The 16,546-nt window shown below is 70.7% G+C and carries 18 protein-coding genes; 14 read left to right on the top strand and 4 right to left on the bottom strand.

The window, feature by feature from the left end; genetic code table 11:
* Positions 1-53 precede the first annotated feature (53 nt).
* Together ACFQ9V_RS02135 and hemW are read left to right on the top strand one after the other, a co-directional pair.
* Positions 54-701, top strand: coding sequence for a DUF1990 family protein (locus ACFQ9V_RS02135; RefSeq protein WP_382457526.1), 648 nt, complete (start codon positions 54-56; stop codon positions 699-701).
* Positions 701-1,930 carry a radical SAM family heme chaperone HemW gene (gene hemW / locus ACFQ9V_RS02130; RefSeq protein WP_382457525.1) on the top strand — a complete coding sequence of 410 codons (1,230 nt, stop codon included), beginning with the start codon at positions 701-703 and terminating at the stop codon, positions 1,928-1,930. The genes ACFQ9V_RS02135 and hemW overlap by 1 nt, the downstream gene beginning before the upstream one ends.
* An 8-nt stretch (positions 1,931-1,938) precedes the next feature.
* On the opposite strand, the gene ACFQ9V_RS02125 is transcribed toward hemW, so the two are convergent.
* Together ACFQ9V_RS02125 and ACFQ9V_RS02120 are read right to left on the bottom strand one after the other, a co-directional pair.
* Complete coding sequence (locus ACFQ9V_RS02125) at positions 1,939-2,337, bottom strand: DUF4870 domain-containing protein (protein WP_382457524.1); 399 nt, start codon at positions 2,335-2,337, stop codon at positions 1,939-1,941.
* A gap of 122 nt (positions 2,338-2,459) precedes the next feature.
* Entirely contained in the window at positions 2,460-3,071 is a 612-nt protein-coding gene (locus ACFQ9V_RS02120; protein WP_382457523.1) for a DUF4870 domain-containing protein, read from the bottom strand.
* A 219-nt stretch (positions 3,072-3,290) separates the two neighbouring features.
* Here ACFQ9V_RS02120 and hrcA point away from each other — a divergent pair, with 219 nt between their 5' ends.
* Genes hrcA through era form a run of 8 tightly spaced genes read left to right on the top strand, consistent with a single transcriptional unit; the run spans position 3,291 to position 10,450 of the window.
* Positions 3,291-4,307, top strand: coding sequence for a heat-inducible transcriptional repressor HrcA (gene hrcA / locus ACFQ9V_RS02115; protein ID WP_370053325.1), 1,017 nt, complete (start codon positions 3,291-3,293; stop codon positions 4,305-4,307).
* Positions 4,308-4,356: 49 nt separating this feature from the next.
* Positions 4,357-5,475: a molecular chaperone DnaJ gene (gene dnaJ, locus ACFQ9V_RS02110; protein ID WP_382457522.1), complete on the top strand. Its 1,119-nt coding sequence runs from the start codon at positions 4,357-4,359 to the stop codon at positions 5,473-5,475.
* A 10-nt stretch (positions 5,476-5,485) separates the two neighbouring features.
* A complete protein-coding gene (locus ACFQ9V_RS02105) occupies positions 5,486-6,214 on the top strand; it encodes a 16S rRNA (uracil(1498)-N(3))-methyltransferase (RefSeq protein ID WP_382457521.1) in 729 nt (242 codons plus the stop codon).
* A gap of 39 nt (positions 6,215-6,253) precedes the next feature.
* Complete coding sequence (locus ACFQ9V_RS02100; protein WP_382457520.1) at positions 6,254-6,619, top strand: histidine triad nucleotide-binding protein; 366 nt, start codon at positions 6,254-6,256, stop codon at positions 6,617-6,619.
* Positions 6,606-7,715 (top strand): PhoH family protein, encoded by a 1,110-nt coding sequence (locus tag ACFQ9V_RS02095; RefSeq protein WP_382457519.1) that lies wholly within the window; start codon positions 6,606-6,608, stop codon positions 7,713-7,715. The genes ACFQ9V_RS02100 and ACFQ9V_RS02095 overlap by 14 nt, the downstream gene beginning before the upstream one ends.
* Positions 7,712-8,173 carry an rRNA maturation RNase YbeY gene (ybeY, locus tag ACFQ9V_RS02090; RefSeq protein ID WP_345835035.1) on the top strand — a complete coding sequence of 154 codons (462 nt, stop codon included), beginning with the start codon at positions 7,712-7,714 and terminating at the stop codon, positions 8,171-8,173. The genes ACFQ9V_RS02095 and ybeY overlap by 4 nt, the downstream gene beginning before the upstream one ends.
* 7 nt (positions 8,174-8,180) lie before the next feature.
* Positions 8,181-9,560, top strand: a complete 1,380-nt coding sequence (locus ACFQ9V_RS02085) for a hemolysin family protein (RefSeq protein ID WP_382457518.1) — start codon at positions 8,181-8,183, stop codon at positions 9,558-9,560.
* Entirely contained in the window at positions 9,557-10,450 is an 894-nt protein-coding gene (gene era / locus ACFQ9V_RS02080) for a GTPase Era (RefSeq protein WP_382457517.1), read from the top strand. Before ACFQ9V_RS02085 ends, era begins: the two co-directional genes overlap by 4 nt.
* A gap of 12 nt (positions 10,451-10,462) precedes the next feature.
* On the opposite strand, the gene ACFQ9V_RS02075 is transcribed toward era, so the two are convergent.
* Together ACFQ9V_RS02075 and ACFQ9V_RS02070 are read right to left on the bottom strand one after the other, a co-directional pair.
* The gene (locus ACFQ9V_RS02075; RefSeq protein ID WP_382457516.1) at positions 10,463-10,819 is read right to left on the bottom strand and encodes a hypothetical protein; all 357 of its coding nucleotides are present in this window, start codon (positions 10,817-10,819) and stop codon (positions 10,463-10,465) included.
* 149 nt (positions 10,820-10,968) lie between these two features.
* Entirely contained in the window at positions 10,969-11,424 is a 456-nt protein-coding gene (locus tag ACFQ9V_RS02070; RefSeq protein ID WP_382457515.1) for a Panacea domain-containing protein, read from the bottom strand.
* A 181-nt stretch (positions 11,425-11,605) separates the two neighbouring features.
* On the opposite strand from ACFQ9V_RS02070, the gene ACFQ9V_RS02065 reads away from it, so the two are divergent.
* The 4 genes from ACFQ9V_RS02065 to ACFQ9V_RS02050 all read left to right on the top strand — a co-directional run bounded on the left by ACFQ9V_RS02065 (position 11,606) and on the right by ACFQ9V_RS02050 (position 16,431).
* Positions 11,606-13,477, top strand: coding sequence for a sensor histidine kinase (locus ACFQ9V_RS02065; RefSeq protein WP_382457514.1), 1,872 nt, complete (start codon positions 11,606-11,608; stop codon positions 13,475-13,477).
* Positions 13,474-14,178, top strand: coding sequence for a response regulator (locus ACFQ9V_RS02060; RefSeq protein ID WP_382457513.1), 705 nt, complete (start codon positions 13,474-13,476; stop codon positions 14,176-14,178). Before ACFQ9V_RS02065 ends, ACFQ9V_RS02060 begins: the two co-directional genes overlap by 4 nt.
* A 97-nt stretch (positions 14,179-14,275) precedes the next feature.
* On the top strand, positions 14,276-15,103 hold the full coding sequence (locus ACFQ9V_RS02055; RefSeq protein ID WP_382457512.1) for an ABC transporter ATP-binding protein: 828 nt from the start codon (positions 14,276-14,278) through the stop codon (positions 15,101-15,103).
* Entirely contained in the window at positions 15,100-16,431 is a 1,332-nt protein-coding gene (locus ACFQ9V_RS02050) for an FtsX-like permease family protein (RefSeq protein ID WP_382457511.1), read from the top strand. Before ACFQ9V_RS02055 ends, ACFQ9V_RS02050 begins: the two co-directional genes overlap by 4 nt.
* The last annotated feature ends 115 nt before the right edge of the window (positions 16,432-16,546 follow it).

Below are 16,546 nucleotides of genomic sequence, written 5' to 3'. Positions count from 1 at the left end.
ACGCTGTCCGACCGGGTTCGCGGTTGGGGCGCGTTTGACGCAGGATAGAAGCCATGCGCCGCACCAGCTTCACCGACCAGCCCGTCACGTACGGGTTCATCGGCGGCACGCAGGCCGCTGATCTGCTCTACTATCCGCCGAAGGGGTACCGGCCGCTGGAGCGGAAGGTGCGGCTGGGCAGCGGCGAGGAGCGGTTCGAGACCGCGGCGGCCGTGCTGATGACCTGGGGCGTGCAGCGAAACAGCGGCATCCGGGTGACCGACGTCAACGAGGGCACCGGCGTCCAGTACGAGGGCATCGAGTTCGATGAGGACGGCACCCCGAAGCGGATGCGCGAGCACAAGGCGGCGGAGGACGTGTTCGCCGACGACGGCACCCCCTTCATCCAGAACGGGATGACCGCGGTGCTCAAGATTCCGTTCGGGCCGTTCAAGGTGTCGGCGCCGTGCCGCGTGGTCTACGTGGTCGACGAGCCGCACCGGCGCGGGTTCGCGTACGGCACGCTGAAGGGGCACCCCGAGAGCGGCGAGGAGGCCTTCCTGGTCGAGATGCGCGACGACGGAACGGTGTGGTTCGTGCTGCGCGCGTTCTCCCGGCCCTCCAACGCGTTCTACCGGCTCACCTCGCCCGTCCTGCGCGCCATGCAGGCGCGGTTCACCAAGCGGTACCTGCGCTCGCTGCTGCCCGCGCGGGCGGCCTGATGCCCGGCCCCCTCCCGCTCGGCGACCCGGCTCCCGCGGACGGCCTCCTCCCGGCGAGCACGGCCGCGGGCGCCGCCGAGCGCGACTTCGGCGTGTACCTGCACGTGCCGTTCTGCCGGGTGCGCTGCGGCTACTGCGACTTCAACACCTACACCGCCACCGAGCTGCGCGGCGTCGCGCAGTCCGACTACGCCGGCCACGCGGTCCGGGAGGTCGGCTTCGCGCGGGAGGCGCTGGAGCGCAGCGGCGTCCCGGCCCGCGAGGTGTCCACCGTGTTCTTCGGCGGCGGCACACCCACCCTGCTGCCACCCGACGACCTCGGCGCCATGCTCGGCGCGGTGCGCGACGCGTGGGGCATCGCGGAGGGCGCGGAGGTCACCACGGAGGCCAACCCCGACTCGGTCGACGCCGACGACCTCCGGCGGCTGGCCGACGCCGGCTTCACGCGCGTGTCGTTCGGGATGCAGTCCGCGGTGCCGAGCGTGCTCGCCACGCTGGAGCGCACCCATGACCCGGAGCGCGTCCCGCTCGTCGTCCGGTGGGCGCGGGAGGCCGGCCTCCAGGTCAGCCTCGACCTGATCTACGGCACCCCGGGCGAGACCCTGGACGACTGGTCGCGGTCGCTGGAGGCTGCGCTGGCGTGCGAGCCCGACCACGTGTCGGCGTACGCGCTGATCGTCGAGCCCGGCACGAAGCTGGCGCGGCAGATCCACTCGGGCGCCGTCCAGGAGCCGGACGACGACCTGGAGGCCGACATGTACGAGCTCGCCGACGCGCGGCTCGGCGCGGCGGGCTACGGCTGGTACGAGGTCAGCAACTGGGCGACCGACGACGCGCACCGCTCCCGGCACAACCTGGCCTACTGGCTCGGCCACGACTGGTGGGGTGTCGGACCCGGCGCGCACAGCCACGTCGGCGGCGTGCGCTGGTGGAACGTGAAGCATCCCGCTGCGTACGCGCAGCGCGTGCTGGCGGGGGAGTCGCCCGCCGCCGGCCGCGAGACGCTCGACGCCGAGACCCGGCGGGTGGAGCGCGTGCTGCTGCTCACCCGCATCCGTGAGGGCCTGCGCACCGAGGAGCTGACCGGGGAGGGGCGCCGCGCCGTCGCCGGGCTGATCGCCGACGGCCTGGTGGACGCGAAAGCCGCCCTCGCCGGGTCGGTGGTGCTGACCCTGCGAGGGCGGCTGCTGGCGGACGCCGTCGTGCGACGGCTGCTCGCCGAGGTGTAGCGAAAGGGCTAGCTGAGGAACCGGATCGCGATCGGGTACGTGTAGAACGCGCCCTGGTTGGCCCGCACGGCCGCGATGATGCTGAAGACGATGTTCAGCACCCACACGGCGAGGAAGATCAGCACGCCGATGCCGACGATGCTCAGGATGATGCCGACCACGTAGGCGATCGCGAGCGTGATCTGGAAGTTCAGCGCCGTCGCGGTGTGCGAGCGGATGAACGGGCCGCGGTCCTTGAGCACGAGGTAGCCGACGAGCGCGGGGATGAAGCTGAACAGGATGCCGCCGACGTGGATGAGCGTCGCCCACAGCTTCTCGTCGGCCGGGCTGAGCTGCGGCTGCTGACCTCCGTACGGCTGCTGCGGCGGCTGCTGCGGCGGCGGCGGGGGCGGGGGCGTTGCGGACATGGTCGGTTTCTCCTCCGGTGAGTGGGAATGACGGGTCCCAGCCTAGGGGGCGGACGGTGATCCTGAGAAGGAGCCGAGAGACCTTTCCCGGGATCGGCCGCCCGTCCCGCGGCTGCGGCGCGCTACTTGATGAAGCGGAAGTTCACCGGGTACCGGTACGTCCCACCGCTGTTCACGCGCACGAAGCCGAGGATCGAGAACACCAGGTTGACGATGTAGAGGACCCACGGGATGAGGAGGCTGAACAGCAGGTAGCCGATGCCGAAGGTGAACGATCCGATGATCACGCCGAGGATCTGGGAGACGACCCAGACCAGGATCCACGTGATCTGCCAGTTGAGGGCCTCCTTGGCCTCCTGGTTGGTGAGGGCGCCCCTGTCCTTGAACACGAGCCAGATGATGAGGGAGGGCAGGAACCACAGGATCCCGCCGAGGTGGGCGAACGACGCCCACTGCTTGTCCTGCGCGGGGTCGAGGGGAGCGGCGGCGGCGCTCGCGTACTGCTGGGGCGGCGGGACGGCGCCGGCGGGCTGACCGGCCGGGGCCGCGTAGGGCTGCTGGGGAGGCACCGCTCCGGCGGGCTGACCGGGTGCGGCTCCGTAGGGCTGCTGCGCGGGAGGCTGCTGCGCGGGAGGCTGCTGCCCATAGGGCTGTGCCGGAGGCTGCTGCCCGTACGGCTGTTGCGGAGGCTGTTCGCCCTGGCCGTCGGCCGCGGGCTGGTTCGGGTCTGACATGAGGAGAACCCTTTCGTGGGCGGCTGCGGGGGCTTACCTGAGCCGGTGCGCACAGGGTACTGCTCGGGAGCCGCGCGGTAAATGATCCGTGTCGCGTCATGACCGCCCTCCCACGCCGACGCGATATGATTAGCACTCAGGTTCATCGAGTGCCAGCGCGCGCGATGTCCTCCCGTGCTCGATCCTCGGGTGCCGAAGCGACGACAGGAGGCGGTTCGCGTGGTCTCGGAACGCAGTCTGGAAGTGCTCCGCGTCATCGTGCAGGACTATGTCGCCTCGCGGGAGCCTGTGGGCTCGAAGAGCATCGTGGAGCGGCACGCGTTCGGCGTCTCGGCCGCGACCATCCGCAACGACATGGCACTCCTCGAGGAGGAGGAGCTGATCGTCGCCCCGCACACCTCCTCCGGCCGGGTGCCGACCGACAAGGGCTACCGGCTGTTCGTCGACCACCTCGCCGAGGCCCGGCCGCTGTCGGCGGCGCAGCGCACCGCGATCGAGGCCTTCCTCGGCCAGTCGGTCGACGTGGACGACGTGCTGTCACGCACGGTCCGGCTGCTGTCGCAGCTCACCAACCAGGTCGCGTTGGTGCAGTACCCGTCGGTGGCGCGCTCGCGCATCCGGCACATCGAGCTGGTGGCGCTCGGCTCCCGGCGGCTGCTGAGCGTGCTCATCACCGACTCCGGCGCGGTCGAGCAGCGCGTGATCGAGCTGCAGGAGGAGCTGGACGACGCCGAGATCGCCGAGATCCGCGGCGCGATCAACGGTGCGGCCGCCGGCCTCTCGCTCGCCGACGCGGCGGTGCGGCTGCGCGACCTCCCGGGCCACCTGACCGACCGCACGCGCGCGCTCGTGGCGCCGGTCGCCGGCGCCCTGCTCGACCAGATCGCCGCCAACCGGCAGGACAAGCTGGTCATGGCGGGCGCGGCCAACCTGGCGCGCACCGAGACCGACTTCCCCGGGTCCATCACGCCGGTGCTGGAGGCCATCGAGGAGCAGGTCGTCCTGCTGCGGCTCTTCGACGAGATGGCGCTCGACCAGCACGGCGTCGCGGTCAGCATCGGCCGCGAGAACGCCGTCATCGGCCTGACCGAGACCTCGGTCATGTCGAGCGGCTACAGTTCCGGTTCCGACCTGGCCCGCGTCGGCCTGCTCGGCCCGCTCCGAATGGACTACTCGGGGAACATGGCGGCGGTCCGCGCCGTTGCACGTTACCTCTCCCGCCTCCTGGGCGACTGACCCCACGAACTCCGAACACCGACGCACCGAACAGAAGGAACAGCCTTACGTGGCCGACCACTACGAAGTCCTCGGCGTTGACCGCAACGCCACCCCCGACGAGATCAAGAAGGCGTACCGCCGCCTCGCGCGCGAGCTGCACCCGGACGTCAACCCGAGCTCCGACGCGCAGGAGCGCTTCAAGCTCGTCACCCACGCCTACGACGTCCTGAGCGACCCGCAGCAGCGGCAGCAGTACGACCTGGGCGGCTCCGGCGGCTTCGGCGGCGGCGCCGGGGGAGCGGGCGACTTCGCCGGCTTCGGCGACATCTTCGAGACGTTCTTCGGCGGCGGAGGCGGCGCCACCCGCGGCCCGCGCTCCCGGCGCGAGCGCGGCCAGGACGCCCTGCTGCGCGTGGAGGTCGACCTCGACGAGGTCGTCTTCGGGACGCACCGCGACCTGGACGTCGACACCGCGGTCGTCTGCGAGACCTGCGGCGGCTCCTGCTGCCAGCCCGGCACCGCGCCCGTCACCTGCGACATCTGCCACGGCACCGGCAGCATCCAGCGGTCGGTGCGCTCGCTGCTCGGCAACGTGATGACCTCCAGCCCGTGCGGGAGCTGCCGCGGCTACGGCACCGTCATCGCCACGCCGTGCGTCACCTGCCAGGGCCAGGGCCGCGTCCGCGCGCGCCGCTCGGTGCCGGTGGACATCCCCGCCGGCGTCGACACGGGCCTGCGGCTGCAGATGCCGGGCTCTGGCGAGGCCGGTCCCGCCGGCGGCCCGAACGGCGACCTGTACCTGGAGATCAAGGTCAAGCACCACGACGTGTTCAGCCGCGACGGCGACGACCTGCTCTGCACGCTGGAGGTGTCGATGACCGACGCCATCCTCGGCACCACGGCGACACTGAAGGCGCTGGACGGCGACATCCGCCTGGAGCTGAAGCCCGGCATCCAGAGCGCGGACATCGTCTCGGTGAAGGACCGCGGCATCACGCACCTGCGCGGCAGCGGCCGCGGCGACCTGCGGGTGGGCATCCAGGTGGTCACGCCGACGAAGCTCGACCACAAGGAGAAGGAGCTGATCAAGAAGTTCGCCGAGACGCACCACAACCCGGATCCGTCGCTCGCGCGCTTCCAGCAGGGCCTCTTCGCGAAGCTCCGCGACCGGTTCCTCAACCTCTGACGGGACGACGATGAGCTCGCTCTACCTGCGCGAAGACCTCGCCGATGTCGAGGTGGGCGCCCGGCTGACGCTGACGGGCGCGGAGGCCAAGCACGCCGCGACGGTCAACCGCACGCGCCCGGGCGAGAGCGTCCTGATCGGCAACGGCCGCGGCCTGGTCGCCTCGGGCGAGGTGCTGGTCGCGACCAGCACCGAGCTGACCATCGACGTGGAGGCCGTGGAGCGCGTCCCGCGCGCCGAGCCGGCGATCACCCTCGTGCAGGCGCTGGCGAAGGGCGACCGCGACGAGCTCGCCGTCCAGGCCGCGACCGAGCTCGGGGTGGACGCGGTGGTGCCGTGGTCGGCCTCCCGGTCGGTGTCGCGTTGGGAGGGCGCCAAAGTGGCGAAGGGCCGCGACCGCTGGGCGGCGATCGTGCGCGAGGCGAGCAAGCAGTCGATCCGGGCGTGGACGCCGGAGGTCGGCGAGCTGGCCACGACGAAGCAGGTGGCGGCGCTGGCGGCGACGCACCGGGTGCTGGTGCTGGAGCCGGGCGCGACCGACGCGCTGACCGCAGTGCGCCCCGACGGGCGGCCGTTGGTGCTCGTGGTGGGGCCTGAGGGCGGGATCTCACCGCAGGAGCTGGAGGCGTTCCGCGCAGCGGGGGCCGAGGTGGTGCGGCTCGGGGACACGGTGCTGCGCACGTCGACAGCGGGTCCCTCGGCCCTCGCCGTGCTCAACGCGGCGCTGGGGCGCTGGTAGCCCGCTACGGTGTCGCACCGGACGAATAGGATGGACCACATGGAGACAGGGGAGCGCTCGATCTTCTCGCGCATCATCGCGGGGGAGATCCCGGCCGACGTCGTGTACGACAGCGAACGCATCATCGCGTTCCGCGACATCGCGCCCAAGGCGCCGGTGCACCTGCTGGTCGTGCCCAAGACCGAGCGCTACCGCGACGTCGTGGAGCTGGCCGCCGGCGACCCTGCGCTGCTCGCGGAGCTGGTGGCGACCTCCAAGAAGCTTGCCGACGAGCACGCGGACGGCGACTTCCGTCTCATCTTCAACACTGGCGCCGGCGCGGGGCAGACCGTGTTCCACGTCCACGCGCACATTCTGGGCTCGCCTTCCGGCGGGCTCGAGGAAGGAAGCCTTGGCAGCGAGTGACCCGACGACCCCGGATGGAGCGACCACGCCGGGAGGTTCGGCCGAGGCGCGCCTGAGCGTCGACGGGATCCAGATGGTGCGGCTGCTCGGCCCCCAGGACCGCCTGCTCACCACGCTGGAGCGCCAGTATCCGCTGGTCGACGTCCACGTGCGCGGCAACGAGATCAGCCTCGCCGGCGACCCGGCGCAGGTCGCCGCGGCGCGCGCGCTGCTGGAGGAGCTGCTGCAGATGGTCCGCAACGGCCAGGACCTCGGCCCGGCCGAGGTCGCGAGCTCGGCGCGGATGATGCGCAGCGACCTGAACCTCAGTCCGTCCGACGTGCTGAGCCAGGCGATCCTCACCGCGCGCGGCAAGAGCATCCGGCCGAAGACCCTCGGCCAGAGCCAGTACGTCGAGGCCATCGACCACAACACCATCGTGTTCGGCATCGGCCCCGCCGGAACGGGCAAGACCTACCTGGCGATGGCGAAGGCCGTCCAGGCTCTGCAGCGCAAAGAGGTCAGCCGCATCATCCTGACCCGCCCTGCGGTGGAGGCCGGCGAACGACTCGGCTACCTGCCCGGCACGCTCACCGACAAGATCGACCCGTACCTGCGCCCGCTGTACGACGCGCTCAACGAGATGCTCGACCCGGAGGTCGTGCCGAAGCTGCTCGCGGCCGGCACCATCGAGGTCGCGCCGCTGGCGTACATGCGCGGTCGCACGCTCAACGACTCCTTCATCATCCTGGACGAGGCGCAGAACACCACGCCCGAGCAGATGAAGATGTTCCTCACCCGGCTCGGCTTCAACTCCCAGATGGTCGTCACCGGCGACATCACGCAGATCGACCTCCCGAACGCGGCGAGCGGCCTGCGGCTGGTGACGCGCGTTCTCAACGACATCGACGACATCCACTTCTCGCGGCTGACCAGCGACGACGTGGTGCGGCACAGCCTCGTCGGCCGGATCGTGGACGCCTACACCGAGTTCGACGCCAAGCAGCAGGCGCGGCAGTACGAGCGCGAGGAGGCCCGCGAGTTCGCGAACCGTGCCGAGCGCCGTGCCGGCGGGCCGCGCGACCACCTCCCGAAACGACAGGGCCCGACACGATGAGCATCGAGATCAACAACGAGTCCTCCATCGAGGTCGACGAGTCCGCGCTGCAGCGGCTGGCGGGCTACGCGCTCGACATCATGCACGTGCACCCGGACGCCGAGCTCGCGATCGTGCTGGTGGACGAGGCCGCGATGGAGCAGCTCCACGTGCAGTGGATGGACGAGCCGGGCCCGACCGACGTCCTCAGCTTCCCGATGGACGAGTTGCGCCCCGGCACGGAGGAGGAGCCGGCCCCCGCCGGGCTGCTCGGAGACGTCGTGCTCTGCCCGCAGGTCGCGCAGGTGCAGGCGGAGACCGCCGGCCACACCCTGCAGGAAGAACTGCTGCTGCTGACCACGCACGGCATCCTCCACCTGCTCGGCTTCGACCACGCGGAGCCGGCGGAGGAGCGCGAGATGTTCGGCATCCAGCGCGACATCCTGGTGGGCTTCGCCCGCTACGACCGACAGCGCTAGGCACCGGATGCTCGCAACGCTGTTCTTCATCGTCGCGTTCCTCCTGGTCGCGTTCGGCGGGCTCATGGCCGCCGTCGACTCGGCGCTGGCGGTGCAGTCGCGCGGCGACATCGCGGACCTCGCGGAGACCTCCCGGGCGAAGACATCGCTGGCGGCCATCGCGGAGGATCCGGGCGCGTACTTCAACGCCATCAACTTCAGCCGCATCATCGCGGAGACCACCGCAGCCGTGCTCGTGACGCTCGCCTTCACGCAGATCTTCGAGGAGTGGTGGATCTCGCTGATCCTGTCGGCGGCGATCATGACCGGCGTCTCGTTCGTGCTGGTCGGCGCCAGCCCGCGCAGTGTCGGGCGCGCCAACTCGCGGGCGCTGCTGCAGCTCACCGCGCCGCTGGTGCACGGCATCCGCGTGGTGCTCGGCCCGATCCCGGGCGGGCTGGTCGCGCTCGGCAACCGGGTGACGCCGTCCCGCGCCCGCTCGGCGCCGGTGACCAGCGAGGAGCAGCTCCTCAGCATCGTCGACGAGGCGACCGAGTTCGACGTGCTGGAGGAGGACGACCGCGAGCTCATCCACTCGATCTTCGAGTTCAGCGACACGGTTGTGCGCGAGGTGATGGTGCCGCGCACCGACATGATCACGATCGACAGCTCGGCGGGGCTCGGCACGGCGATGGGGATGTTCTTCTCCACCGGCGTCTCGCGCATGCCCGTGATCGTCGGCGACCCCGACGAGGTGGCCGGCATCCTCTACCTGAAGGACGTCGCCAAGCTCAGCTACGAGAGCGCGCTCGGCGCCGACACACTGACGATGGGCGAGCTGGCGCGGCCCGCGCTGTTCGTGCCGGAGTCGCAGAAGGCCGACGCGCTGCTGCGGCAGATGCAGCTCGAGTCCAACCACCTGGCGATGGTGGTGGACGAGTACGGCGGCATCGCCGGCCTGGTCACGCTGGAGGACCTCATCGAGGAGCTCATCGGCGACATCTCCGACGAGTACGACCACGAGGTCGAGCTGGTGCAGCAGCTCGGCGGCGGCCGGCTCCGGGTCGCGACCCGGCTGCCCATCGACGACCTCGGCGAGCTGTTCGACATCGAGATCGAAGACGAGGACGTCGACAGCGTCGGCGGCCTCGTCGCGAAGGCGCTCGGCCGCCTGCCGGAGGTCGGCTCCACGGTCGCCGTGCACGGTCTCCGCTTCACCGTCGACCGGATGGACGGCCGGCACAAGCACGTGAGCACGGTGCTGGTTGAGCGCGACACCGCGCTGCTGCCGGAGCCGCACCAGGATGCCGCGCCGGAGAAGCACGAGAAGCACGAGAAGCGCGACAAACCCCACAAGTCCCAGAAGCACCCCAAATCCGATCGCCAGCACAAGGAGGCCCGCGCATGAGCGAGTACCACGCAGGATTCGTCTCGTTCGTCGGCCGCCCCAACGTGGGCAAGTCGACCCTCACCAACGCGCTCGTCGGCGAGAAGGTGGCGATCACCAGCTCGAAGCCGCAGACCACGCGCCGCGCCATCCGCGGCATCGTGCACCAGCGCGACGGCCAGCTCATCCTGGTCGACACCCCTGGCATCCACCGGCCGCGGACGCTGCTCGGCGAGCGGCTCAACAACCTTGTCCAGTCCACGCTGGGCGATGTGGACGTGATCGGGTTCTGCGTCCCCGCGGACGAGAAAATCGGCCCGGGCGACCGCTTCATCAACGACCAGCTCGACGACTACCCGAACGCGAAGAAGGTGGCGATCGTCACCAAGATCGACGTCGCAGGCAAGACCCAGGTCGCCGAGCAGCTCCTCGCCGTCTCGGCGCTGCGCGAGTGGGAGGCGATCATCCCGCTCTCCGCGACGAGCCACATCCAGCTCGACACCCTCACGACCGAACTGATGAAGCTGCTGCCGGAGTCGCCCGGCCCGCTCTACCCGGAGGACGCGATCACCGACGAGGCCCTCGAGGACCGCATCGCCGAGTACATCCGGGAGGCCGTGCTGGAGGGCGTGGAGGACGAGCTGCCGCACTCGCTCGCCGTGACCATCGACGACATCATCGAACGCGACGACAAGGACCTGGTCGAGGTCTACGCCAACCTGTTCGTCGAGCGCGACAGCCAGAAGGCGATCGTCATCGGCAAGGGCGGCTCCCGCATCCGCGACGTCGGCGCCGAGGCTCGGAAGCCGATCGAGGAGCTGCTCGGGCGCAAGGTCTTCCTGTCGCTGCGGGTGAAGGTGGCGAAGGACTGGCAGCGCGACCCGAAGCAGCTGGGGCGGCTGGGGTTCTAGGGGCGACGACGGTTATCTGTCTGCCGACGGGCAGACGTTGTGGTGTTCGTCCCACCAGAGCAGATAGAACATGTGGTCGTCGGGGAGGATCACGCCCCACAAACGCTTGAGATTTCCGAGCCGGAATCGGAAGAGCTGATCCTGGTCGTCCAGCTCGATCTCCGCGAGCCGGGTCTGAGCCTCTTTACAGAGGCTCGCCAGTGGGATGAACTTGTGCTTCTCCCCGCGACGGCGGTTGCCGCCTGCCATGTCGCGTCGGATCTCCGACCACGTCCTCTTCTCCATTTCGGAGAGGAACGCCATGATCTCCATCATGTCGGAGCGGTCAATGTCCCACGTCCACGCTCCGGTGGCCTCGTGGTCCAGCACCTGGAATCCCCAGGCGGGTCGCGCGTCCATCCAGCGTTCAGCACGGCGGTTGCTGCCGCGGCTCGCGAGCTTGCGCGGTACCCGTCCTGACGAAGCGACGGCGGCAGCAGGGACGGCCTTGCCTTGTGTTCCCCCCACAGCTCTGCCCGCTAGACGGGCTCGGAGTCTGTCGACTCGAGAAGGCTGGCATAGAAGGTCTTGATGGCGTGATCGGTGATCGCGTTCTGGCTTCGCTCACCGTCCGCTAGGCCCGCGCGGGCGTCCCTCCACGGCGACTCGCGATGGGTAAGCTCGCTCAACTCGATGGCCGATTTGTCGCCGTACGCATCGAGGACTGCGTCGATCGTCATCTTCTGATCGCGGGACAGGCTCGCCGACGATCCAGCCACCGGTTTCGCGATCAAGTACTCGCGGTGGTACGTCGCGTACAGCGACCGGCAAACAGGTCCGTTGGCCCACGCTTCGATCCGTTCGCCGAAGAGCGGATCCTCGTCCCACACCAGCGACCACGCTTTGGCGTAATACACGAGTTTGTGAAGCTTCATAGCCTCGGTGAGGCCGCGCTTCTCCAGGATGTACGCTGCCACGTCCTGAGCGGTTGCCATTTCGTCGTTCCCCCGATGCAGACGGCTTCTTCGATCTCGAGAAGTTTAGAGTACGGCGGTGACATTGTGTGGGACTCGCCCACAGGGAAACCAGCTGCGTCTGCCTGCCCGACGTACATCCCCAGGATGATTCCGCCCCCAGGATGCCGGCGAGCGGCCCGTGGCCCCGTAACGTAGAGATATGCCAGATCGCACCCGCGTCCTGAGCGCACTCGCGCCGCACCGTTGGGTGCTGGAGCCCGCGCTGGCCGTCGTGCTGTTCGGGGTGTGGCTGGTCACCGGCCTTCCGTTCGACCTGGCCGGCGCCCTCGCCGTGCTGCTCTACTGCGCGGCCGTCGCGCTCTCGCGGGTGCTGCCGGTGGTGGCGCTGGAGATCGCATGGCTCGCGGTCGTCGCCGAGCTGAGCGAGTCGTCGTCGCTGCCGTTGCCGCACCGGCTGATCTCCGCTGTCGCCGTCGTGATCGCGCTGTTCGGGATCGCGTCGCACGGCGGGACGGTCGTCCGGTGGTTCGGGTTCGCCTCCGCGATCCTGTGGGCGCCGGCGATGGCCTACCTCTTCACCGTGCGCGGCGACCTCAAGTTCCCGCAGTTCGGGCCGGTGATCGGCGGCTACTACACGAGCCAGGGCGTCGGACTGCTGATGATGAGCCTGCTGCTGGCCGTCGTCTTCGTCAGCGCCTGGCTGCTCGGCTTCCTCGTCGCACGGCAGCGGGCGACCGCGACCTCCGGCCCCGTCCCGTCGCTGCTGGTCTGGCTGGCGTCGCCCGGCGGGGGCGCGGAGGCAGCGGGAGCCGTGGAGGGCGACAGCCCGAGGCTCGTGCGGCGGCTGACCCGGCCGCAACTCACCTTCGACATCGCGGGCGCCGTCGCCTACGTCTTCTTCTGCCTGGTGACCGACTTCACCTCCAGCCTGGTGCCGGATGCGAGCGGGCGGTCGACGTTCCTCGTCCTGATCGTGTTCGCGGTCGCCGTCGCGCTGCGCAGGATGTCGCCGGCGGTCTCGCTCGCGATCGCGTGGCTCGCGGCCGCGGTGCAGATGACGACCGGGCACAACATCCTGGTCAGCGACATCGCGGTGCTCATCGTGCTCTACGCCACTGCGCTCTACGGCGACAAGGTGGTCCGTTACGCCGGGCTGATCTCGGCCGGGGTCGGCGCCCTCGTCGCCTCGCTCTACCTGACGCTGACCTCCGCGCTCGCGCAGGGCTACTTCGACCTGCTGTCGTCCCAGCTCACCGGGATGGCGCTCCAGTTCGCCTTCCTCTTCGTCGTGAGCGCGACCGTGCTCGGGCTGTCCTGGGTGCTCGGCCTCCTGGTCCGCACCTGGAAGAACGCCCGGGCGTCCCGGCACGCCCAGATCGCGGCGGAGCTCGACCGCAACCGCGCCGAGGAGGTCGTGGTGGTCGAGCAGGAGCGCACCCGCATCGCGCGCGACATGCACGACGTGGTCGCGCACTCGCTCGCCGTCGTCATCGCGCAGGCGGACGGCGCCCGCTACGCCAGGCACGCCGACCCTGACGCGGTCGACACCGCGCTGGAGACCATCGCGGCGACCGCGCGCTCGGCGCTGGTCGACGTGCGAGTGCTTTTGGCCGAGCTCCGGCAGAGTCAGCCGGAGGGCCCGCAGCCGTCGCTCGCCGACGTCGACCAGACGGTCGAGCAGGTGCGCGCGGCCGGCCTGCCCGTCGTCATGGAGCGTCGCGGCGAGCTCGACGGACTCGGCTCCGCGCAGCAGATCGCCGCGTACCGCATCGTGCAGGAGGCGCTGACCAACGCCCTCCGGCACGGGGACACCACCCGCCCGGTCTCCGTCGTGCTCGCCCAGGCGGGCGGCGCCGACGCGGGCCCTGGCATCGTCATCACCGTGAGGAACAGCATGAAGACACCGACACCGGAACCCCTGGCCACCGGCGGCCTCCCGCGCATCGGGCACGGCCTGCCCGGGATGCGCGAGCGTGCGACCCTGGCGGGCGGCTCGCTGTCCGCGGGGCCGGCCGACGACGGCTTCGTGGTCACGGCGTTCCTGCCGGTGGTCTCGGGGGTGCGCGCATGAACGGTGGCAACACCGTCGGGCCGATCACGGTCGCCCTCGTCGACGACCAGGCGCTGTTCCGCGCGGGCATCCGCATGCTGATCGGCTCGCAGGCCGACCTGGAGTTCGTCGGCGAGGCGTCGGACGGCCGGGAGGGCGTGGCGCTGGTGCGCGAGAAGCGCCCGGACGTCGTGCTCATGGACATCCGGATGCCGGTGATGGACGGCATCGCCGCCACCGCCCGGATCATGGAGGAGGCCGAGCGGGAGGGCCGTGCGCCTGCCCGCATCATCGTGCTCACCACCTTCGACCTGGACGAGGCCGCGGCGCGCGCCATCCGCAGCGGCGCCAGCGGCTTCGTGCTGAAGGACGCCGAGCCGGAGTTCCTGCTCGCCGCCATCCGCACCGTCCATGCCGGCAGCGCGGTCATCGCGGCCGGGGCGACCCGCGAGCTGTTCGAGTACTTCTCGGACACCCAGCGGGCCAAGCAGGCGCCTCCGGCGTTCGAGACGCTCACCAGCCGCGAGCGGGAGATCTTCGTGCTCGCCTCGCGCGGGCTCAGCAACTCGGAGATCGCCGGGTCGGAGTTCCTCAGCGAGGCGACGGTCAAGACGCACATCAGCCGCATCCTGGCGAAGCTCGGGCTGCGCGACCGCGTGCAGATGGTGGTCTACGCGTTCGAGCACGGGCTGACCGGGGGAGCGGCCGAGCGGGCGGAGTGACGGTCGCGGGATTTCACCCGCAGATCATCCTCTGGACTGATCCCCTGTGGATCCCCAGCCCGATCCGCCGGCGCCTCCGGCTTCCTAGCCTGGGGACATGGACAACCCCGACATCATGGTGGCTCGCGTCGACGGCGCGACGAAGACCTACGGCTCCGGCACCAACCGGGTCATCGCCCTCGACGACGTGACGGTCGGCATCCCGGCCGGCCGGTTCACCGCGATCATGGGGCCGAGCGGATCGGGCAAGTCGACGCTCATGCACGTGATGGCCGGGCTCGACACGGTCACCGGCGGGCGCGTCTTCCTCGGGGACACCGAGATCAGCGGGATGGGCGACGGCGAGCTGACCGTCCTGCGCCGCCGCAGGGTCGGCTTCGTCTTCCAGTCGTTCAACCTCGTCCCGACGCTCGACGTGCGGGCCAACATCATGCTCCCGTTCGAGATCGACGGCCGCCGGCCGACCGTCGTGCAGCGCGAGTGGATCGACGGCCTGATCGACCTCCTGGGGCTGACGGACCGGCTCACCCATCGTCCGCACGAGCTGTCCGGCGGCCAGCAGCAGCGCGTCGCGATCGTGCGCGCGCTGGCCACGCGTCCCGACCTGGTGTTCGCGGACGAGCCGACGGGCAACCTCGACTCGCGCACCGGCCGGGAGGTCCTCGGCGTCCTGCAGGAGGCCTCCCGCAGCTACGGCCAGAGCATCGCGATGGTCACCCACGACCCGATCGCGGCCAGTTACGCCGACCGGATCGTGTTCCTCGCCGACGGCCGCGTGGTCGCCGAGCGGGAGCGCTCGACGGCGGAGGAGATCTCCGCGTTCATGCTCGGCATGGAGGCTGAGGGCATCCAGGCGCAGGGCATCCAGGCGCAGGGCATCCAGGCGCAAGGCCTCGGGGTTCAGGGCACGGAGGCGCGCGCGTGATCCGGGCGTTCCGGGCGAACGCGCGCGACCACCGCGCCAGCCTCCTCGTCTCGGCCCTCAGCTCCGCCTTCGGCGTCGCGCTGCTGGCCTGCACCAACGTCCTCGGCGCCTACATCGAGGCGTCGCCGATGGGCGCGCACGGCTCGGCACGGTTCGCGCTCGCGCTGGTCGCCGGCATCTTCTTCGTGATCGCGGTGTTCGTCGGCGCCATCGTCACCACGAACACGTTCGCGACCGTCATCGCCGGGCGCACCCGCACCATCGCGCTGATGCGCCTGCTCGGATCGAGCTCGAAGGCGCAGCGCCGCTCGGTCGCGGGGGAGGGCCTCGCCGTCGGCGTGGTCGGCGCGCTCACGGGCGGCGTCATCGCCGTGGTGCTCGCGCTCGTCGCCGTGCGCCTGCTTCTGCTGTGGGACGTCCTCCCGAGCGCGCTGTACCCGGTCGTCACCCCGTCGCTGATCGCGCCCCCGGTCGTCGTGGTGCTCACCACCTGGGCGGCGTCCTGGATCGGCAGCCGCCGCGTGCTGACCGTCGCGCCCGTGGAGGCGCTGGGGGCGGCGCAGGAGCGTCCGTCCGCGGCCGTGCGCAGCACGGGACGTATCGTGGCGTCGGCCCTGCTCATCCTGCCCGGCGCCGCGCTGCTCGGCTTCGGCCTGCTGCTCGGCCTGGGCGCCTTCGCGAAGTCGGCGAACTCCGGGCTCGTCGAGTTCGGCCGCTACGGCGTGCTGATCGCGATGCTCGGCGGACTGCTGTCCTTCACCGGCGTCATCGTCGCCGCGCCGCTCTTCCTCCCCAGCGTGCTGCGCGGGGTCGGCCTGCTCTTCGGCGCCGGTGCGGCCGGGAGGCTCGCGGCGGCGAACGCGGTGCGGAACCCGGAGCGCAGCTCGCGCACTGCGATCGGCCTCGTCATCGGCGTCACGCTGATCACGATGTTCGTCGTCGCGACGCAGACGTGGCTCACGATCATCCGCAGCGCCGCCGCGAAGGACCCGGAGCTCTACCAGGGCGCTGAGAGTGTGCTCACGGTCATCATGCTGGTGTTCAGCGGGCTGGTCGGCTTCTCCGCGGTGATCGCGGCGGTCGGTGTCGTCAACAGCCTGTCGCTGAGCGTGCTGCAGCGCCGCAGGGAGCTCGGCCTGCTCCGAGCGCTCGGGCTGAGCGCCGCGCAGGTGCGCAGGATGATCCTGGCCGAGAGCGCGCAGCTGACCGTCGCCGCAGTGCTCTCCGGGCTGGTGCTCGGTACGCTGTACGGCTGGATCGGCGCCCAGACCTTGCTGGGGCAGCTGCCGGGCGGCGGCCTCGTCCCGCCGGCGATCCCGTGGCTGTAAATCGGCCTGATCGTCGTGGCGGCGGCCGTGCTCGCCGTCGGCGCCTCGGTGGCGCCGACCCGCCGGGCCACCCGCGTCGCCCCGGTTGAGGCCCTGGCGGTCGAGTAGCGAGCCT

The organism is Leifsonia sp. NPDC056665 (assembly GCF_042791795.1).
Lineage (GTDB): Bacteria > Actinomycetota > Actinomycetes > Actinomycetales > Microbacteriaceae > Leifsonia.
This window is presented reverse-complemented; position numbering and strand designations above follow the sequence as displayed.

Excerpts from the sequence above, each read along its gene's own strand:
- ACFQ9V_RS02135 (WP_382457526.1), top strand. The coding sequence starts at position 54 with ATGCGCCGCACCAGCTTCACCGACCAGCCCGTCACGTACGGGTTCATC.
- hemW (WP_382457525.1), top strand. The coding sequence starts at position 701 with ATGCCCGGCCCCCTCCCGCTCGGCGACCCGGCTCCCGCGGACGGCCTC.
- ACFQ9V_RS02125 (WP_382457524.1), bottom strand. The coding sequence starts at position 2,337 with ATGTCCGCAACGCCCCCGCCCCCGCCGCCGCCGCAGCAGCCGCCGCAG.
- ACFQ9V_RS02120 (WP_382457523.1), bottom strand. The coding sequence starts at position 3,071 with ATGTCAGACCCGAACCAGCCCGCGGCCGACGGCCAGGGCGAACAGCCT.
- ACFQ9V_RS02105 (WP_382457521.1), top strand. The coding sequence starts at position 5,486 with ATGAGCTCGCTCTACCTGCGCGAAGACCTCGCCGATGTCGAGGTGGGC.
- ACFQ9V_RS02100 (WP_382457520.1), top strand. The coding sequence starts at position 6,254 with ATGGAGACAGGGGAGCGCTCGATCTTCTCGCGCATCATCGCGGGGGAG.
- ybeY (WP_345835035.1), top strand. The coding sequence starts at position 7,712 with ATGAGCATCGAGATCAACAACGAGTCCTCCATCGAGGTCGACGAGTCC.
- ACFQ9V_RS02085 (WP_382457518.1), top strand. The coding sequence starts at position 8,181 with ATGCTCGCAACGCTGTTCTTCATCGTCGCGTTCCTCCTGGTCGCGTTC.
- era (WP_382457517.1), top strand. The coding sequence starts at position 9,557 with ATGAGCGAGTACCACGCAGGATTCGTCTCGTTCGTCGGCCGCCCCAAC.
- ACFQ9V_RS02070 (WP_382457515.1), bottom strand. The coding sequence starts at position 11,424 with ATGGCAACCGCTCAGGACGTGGCAGCGTACATCCTGGAGAAGCGCGGC.
- ACFQ9V_RS02065 (WP_382457514.1), top strand. The coding sequence starts at position 11,606 with ATGCCAGATCGCACCCGCGTCCTGAGCGCACTCGCGCCGCACCGTTGG.
- ACFQ9V_RS02060 (WP_382457513.1), top strand. The coding sequence starts at position 13,474 with ATGAACGGTGGCAACACCGTCGGGCCGATCACGGTCGCCCTCGTCGAC.
- ACFQ9V_RS02055 (WP_382457512.1), top strand. The coding sequence starts at position 14,276 with ATGGACAACCCCGACATCATGGTGGCTCGCGTCGACGGCGCGACGAAG.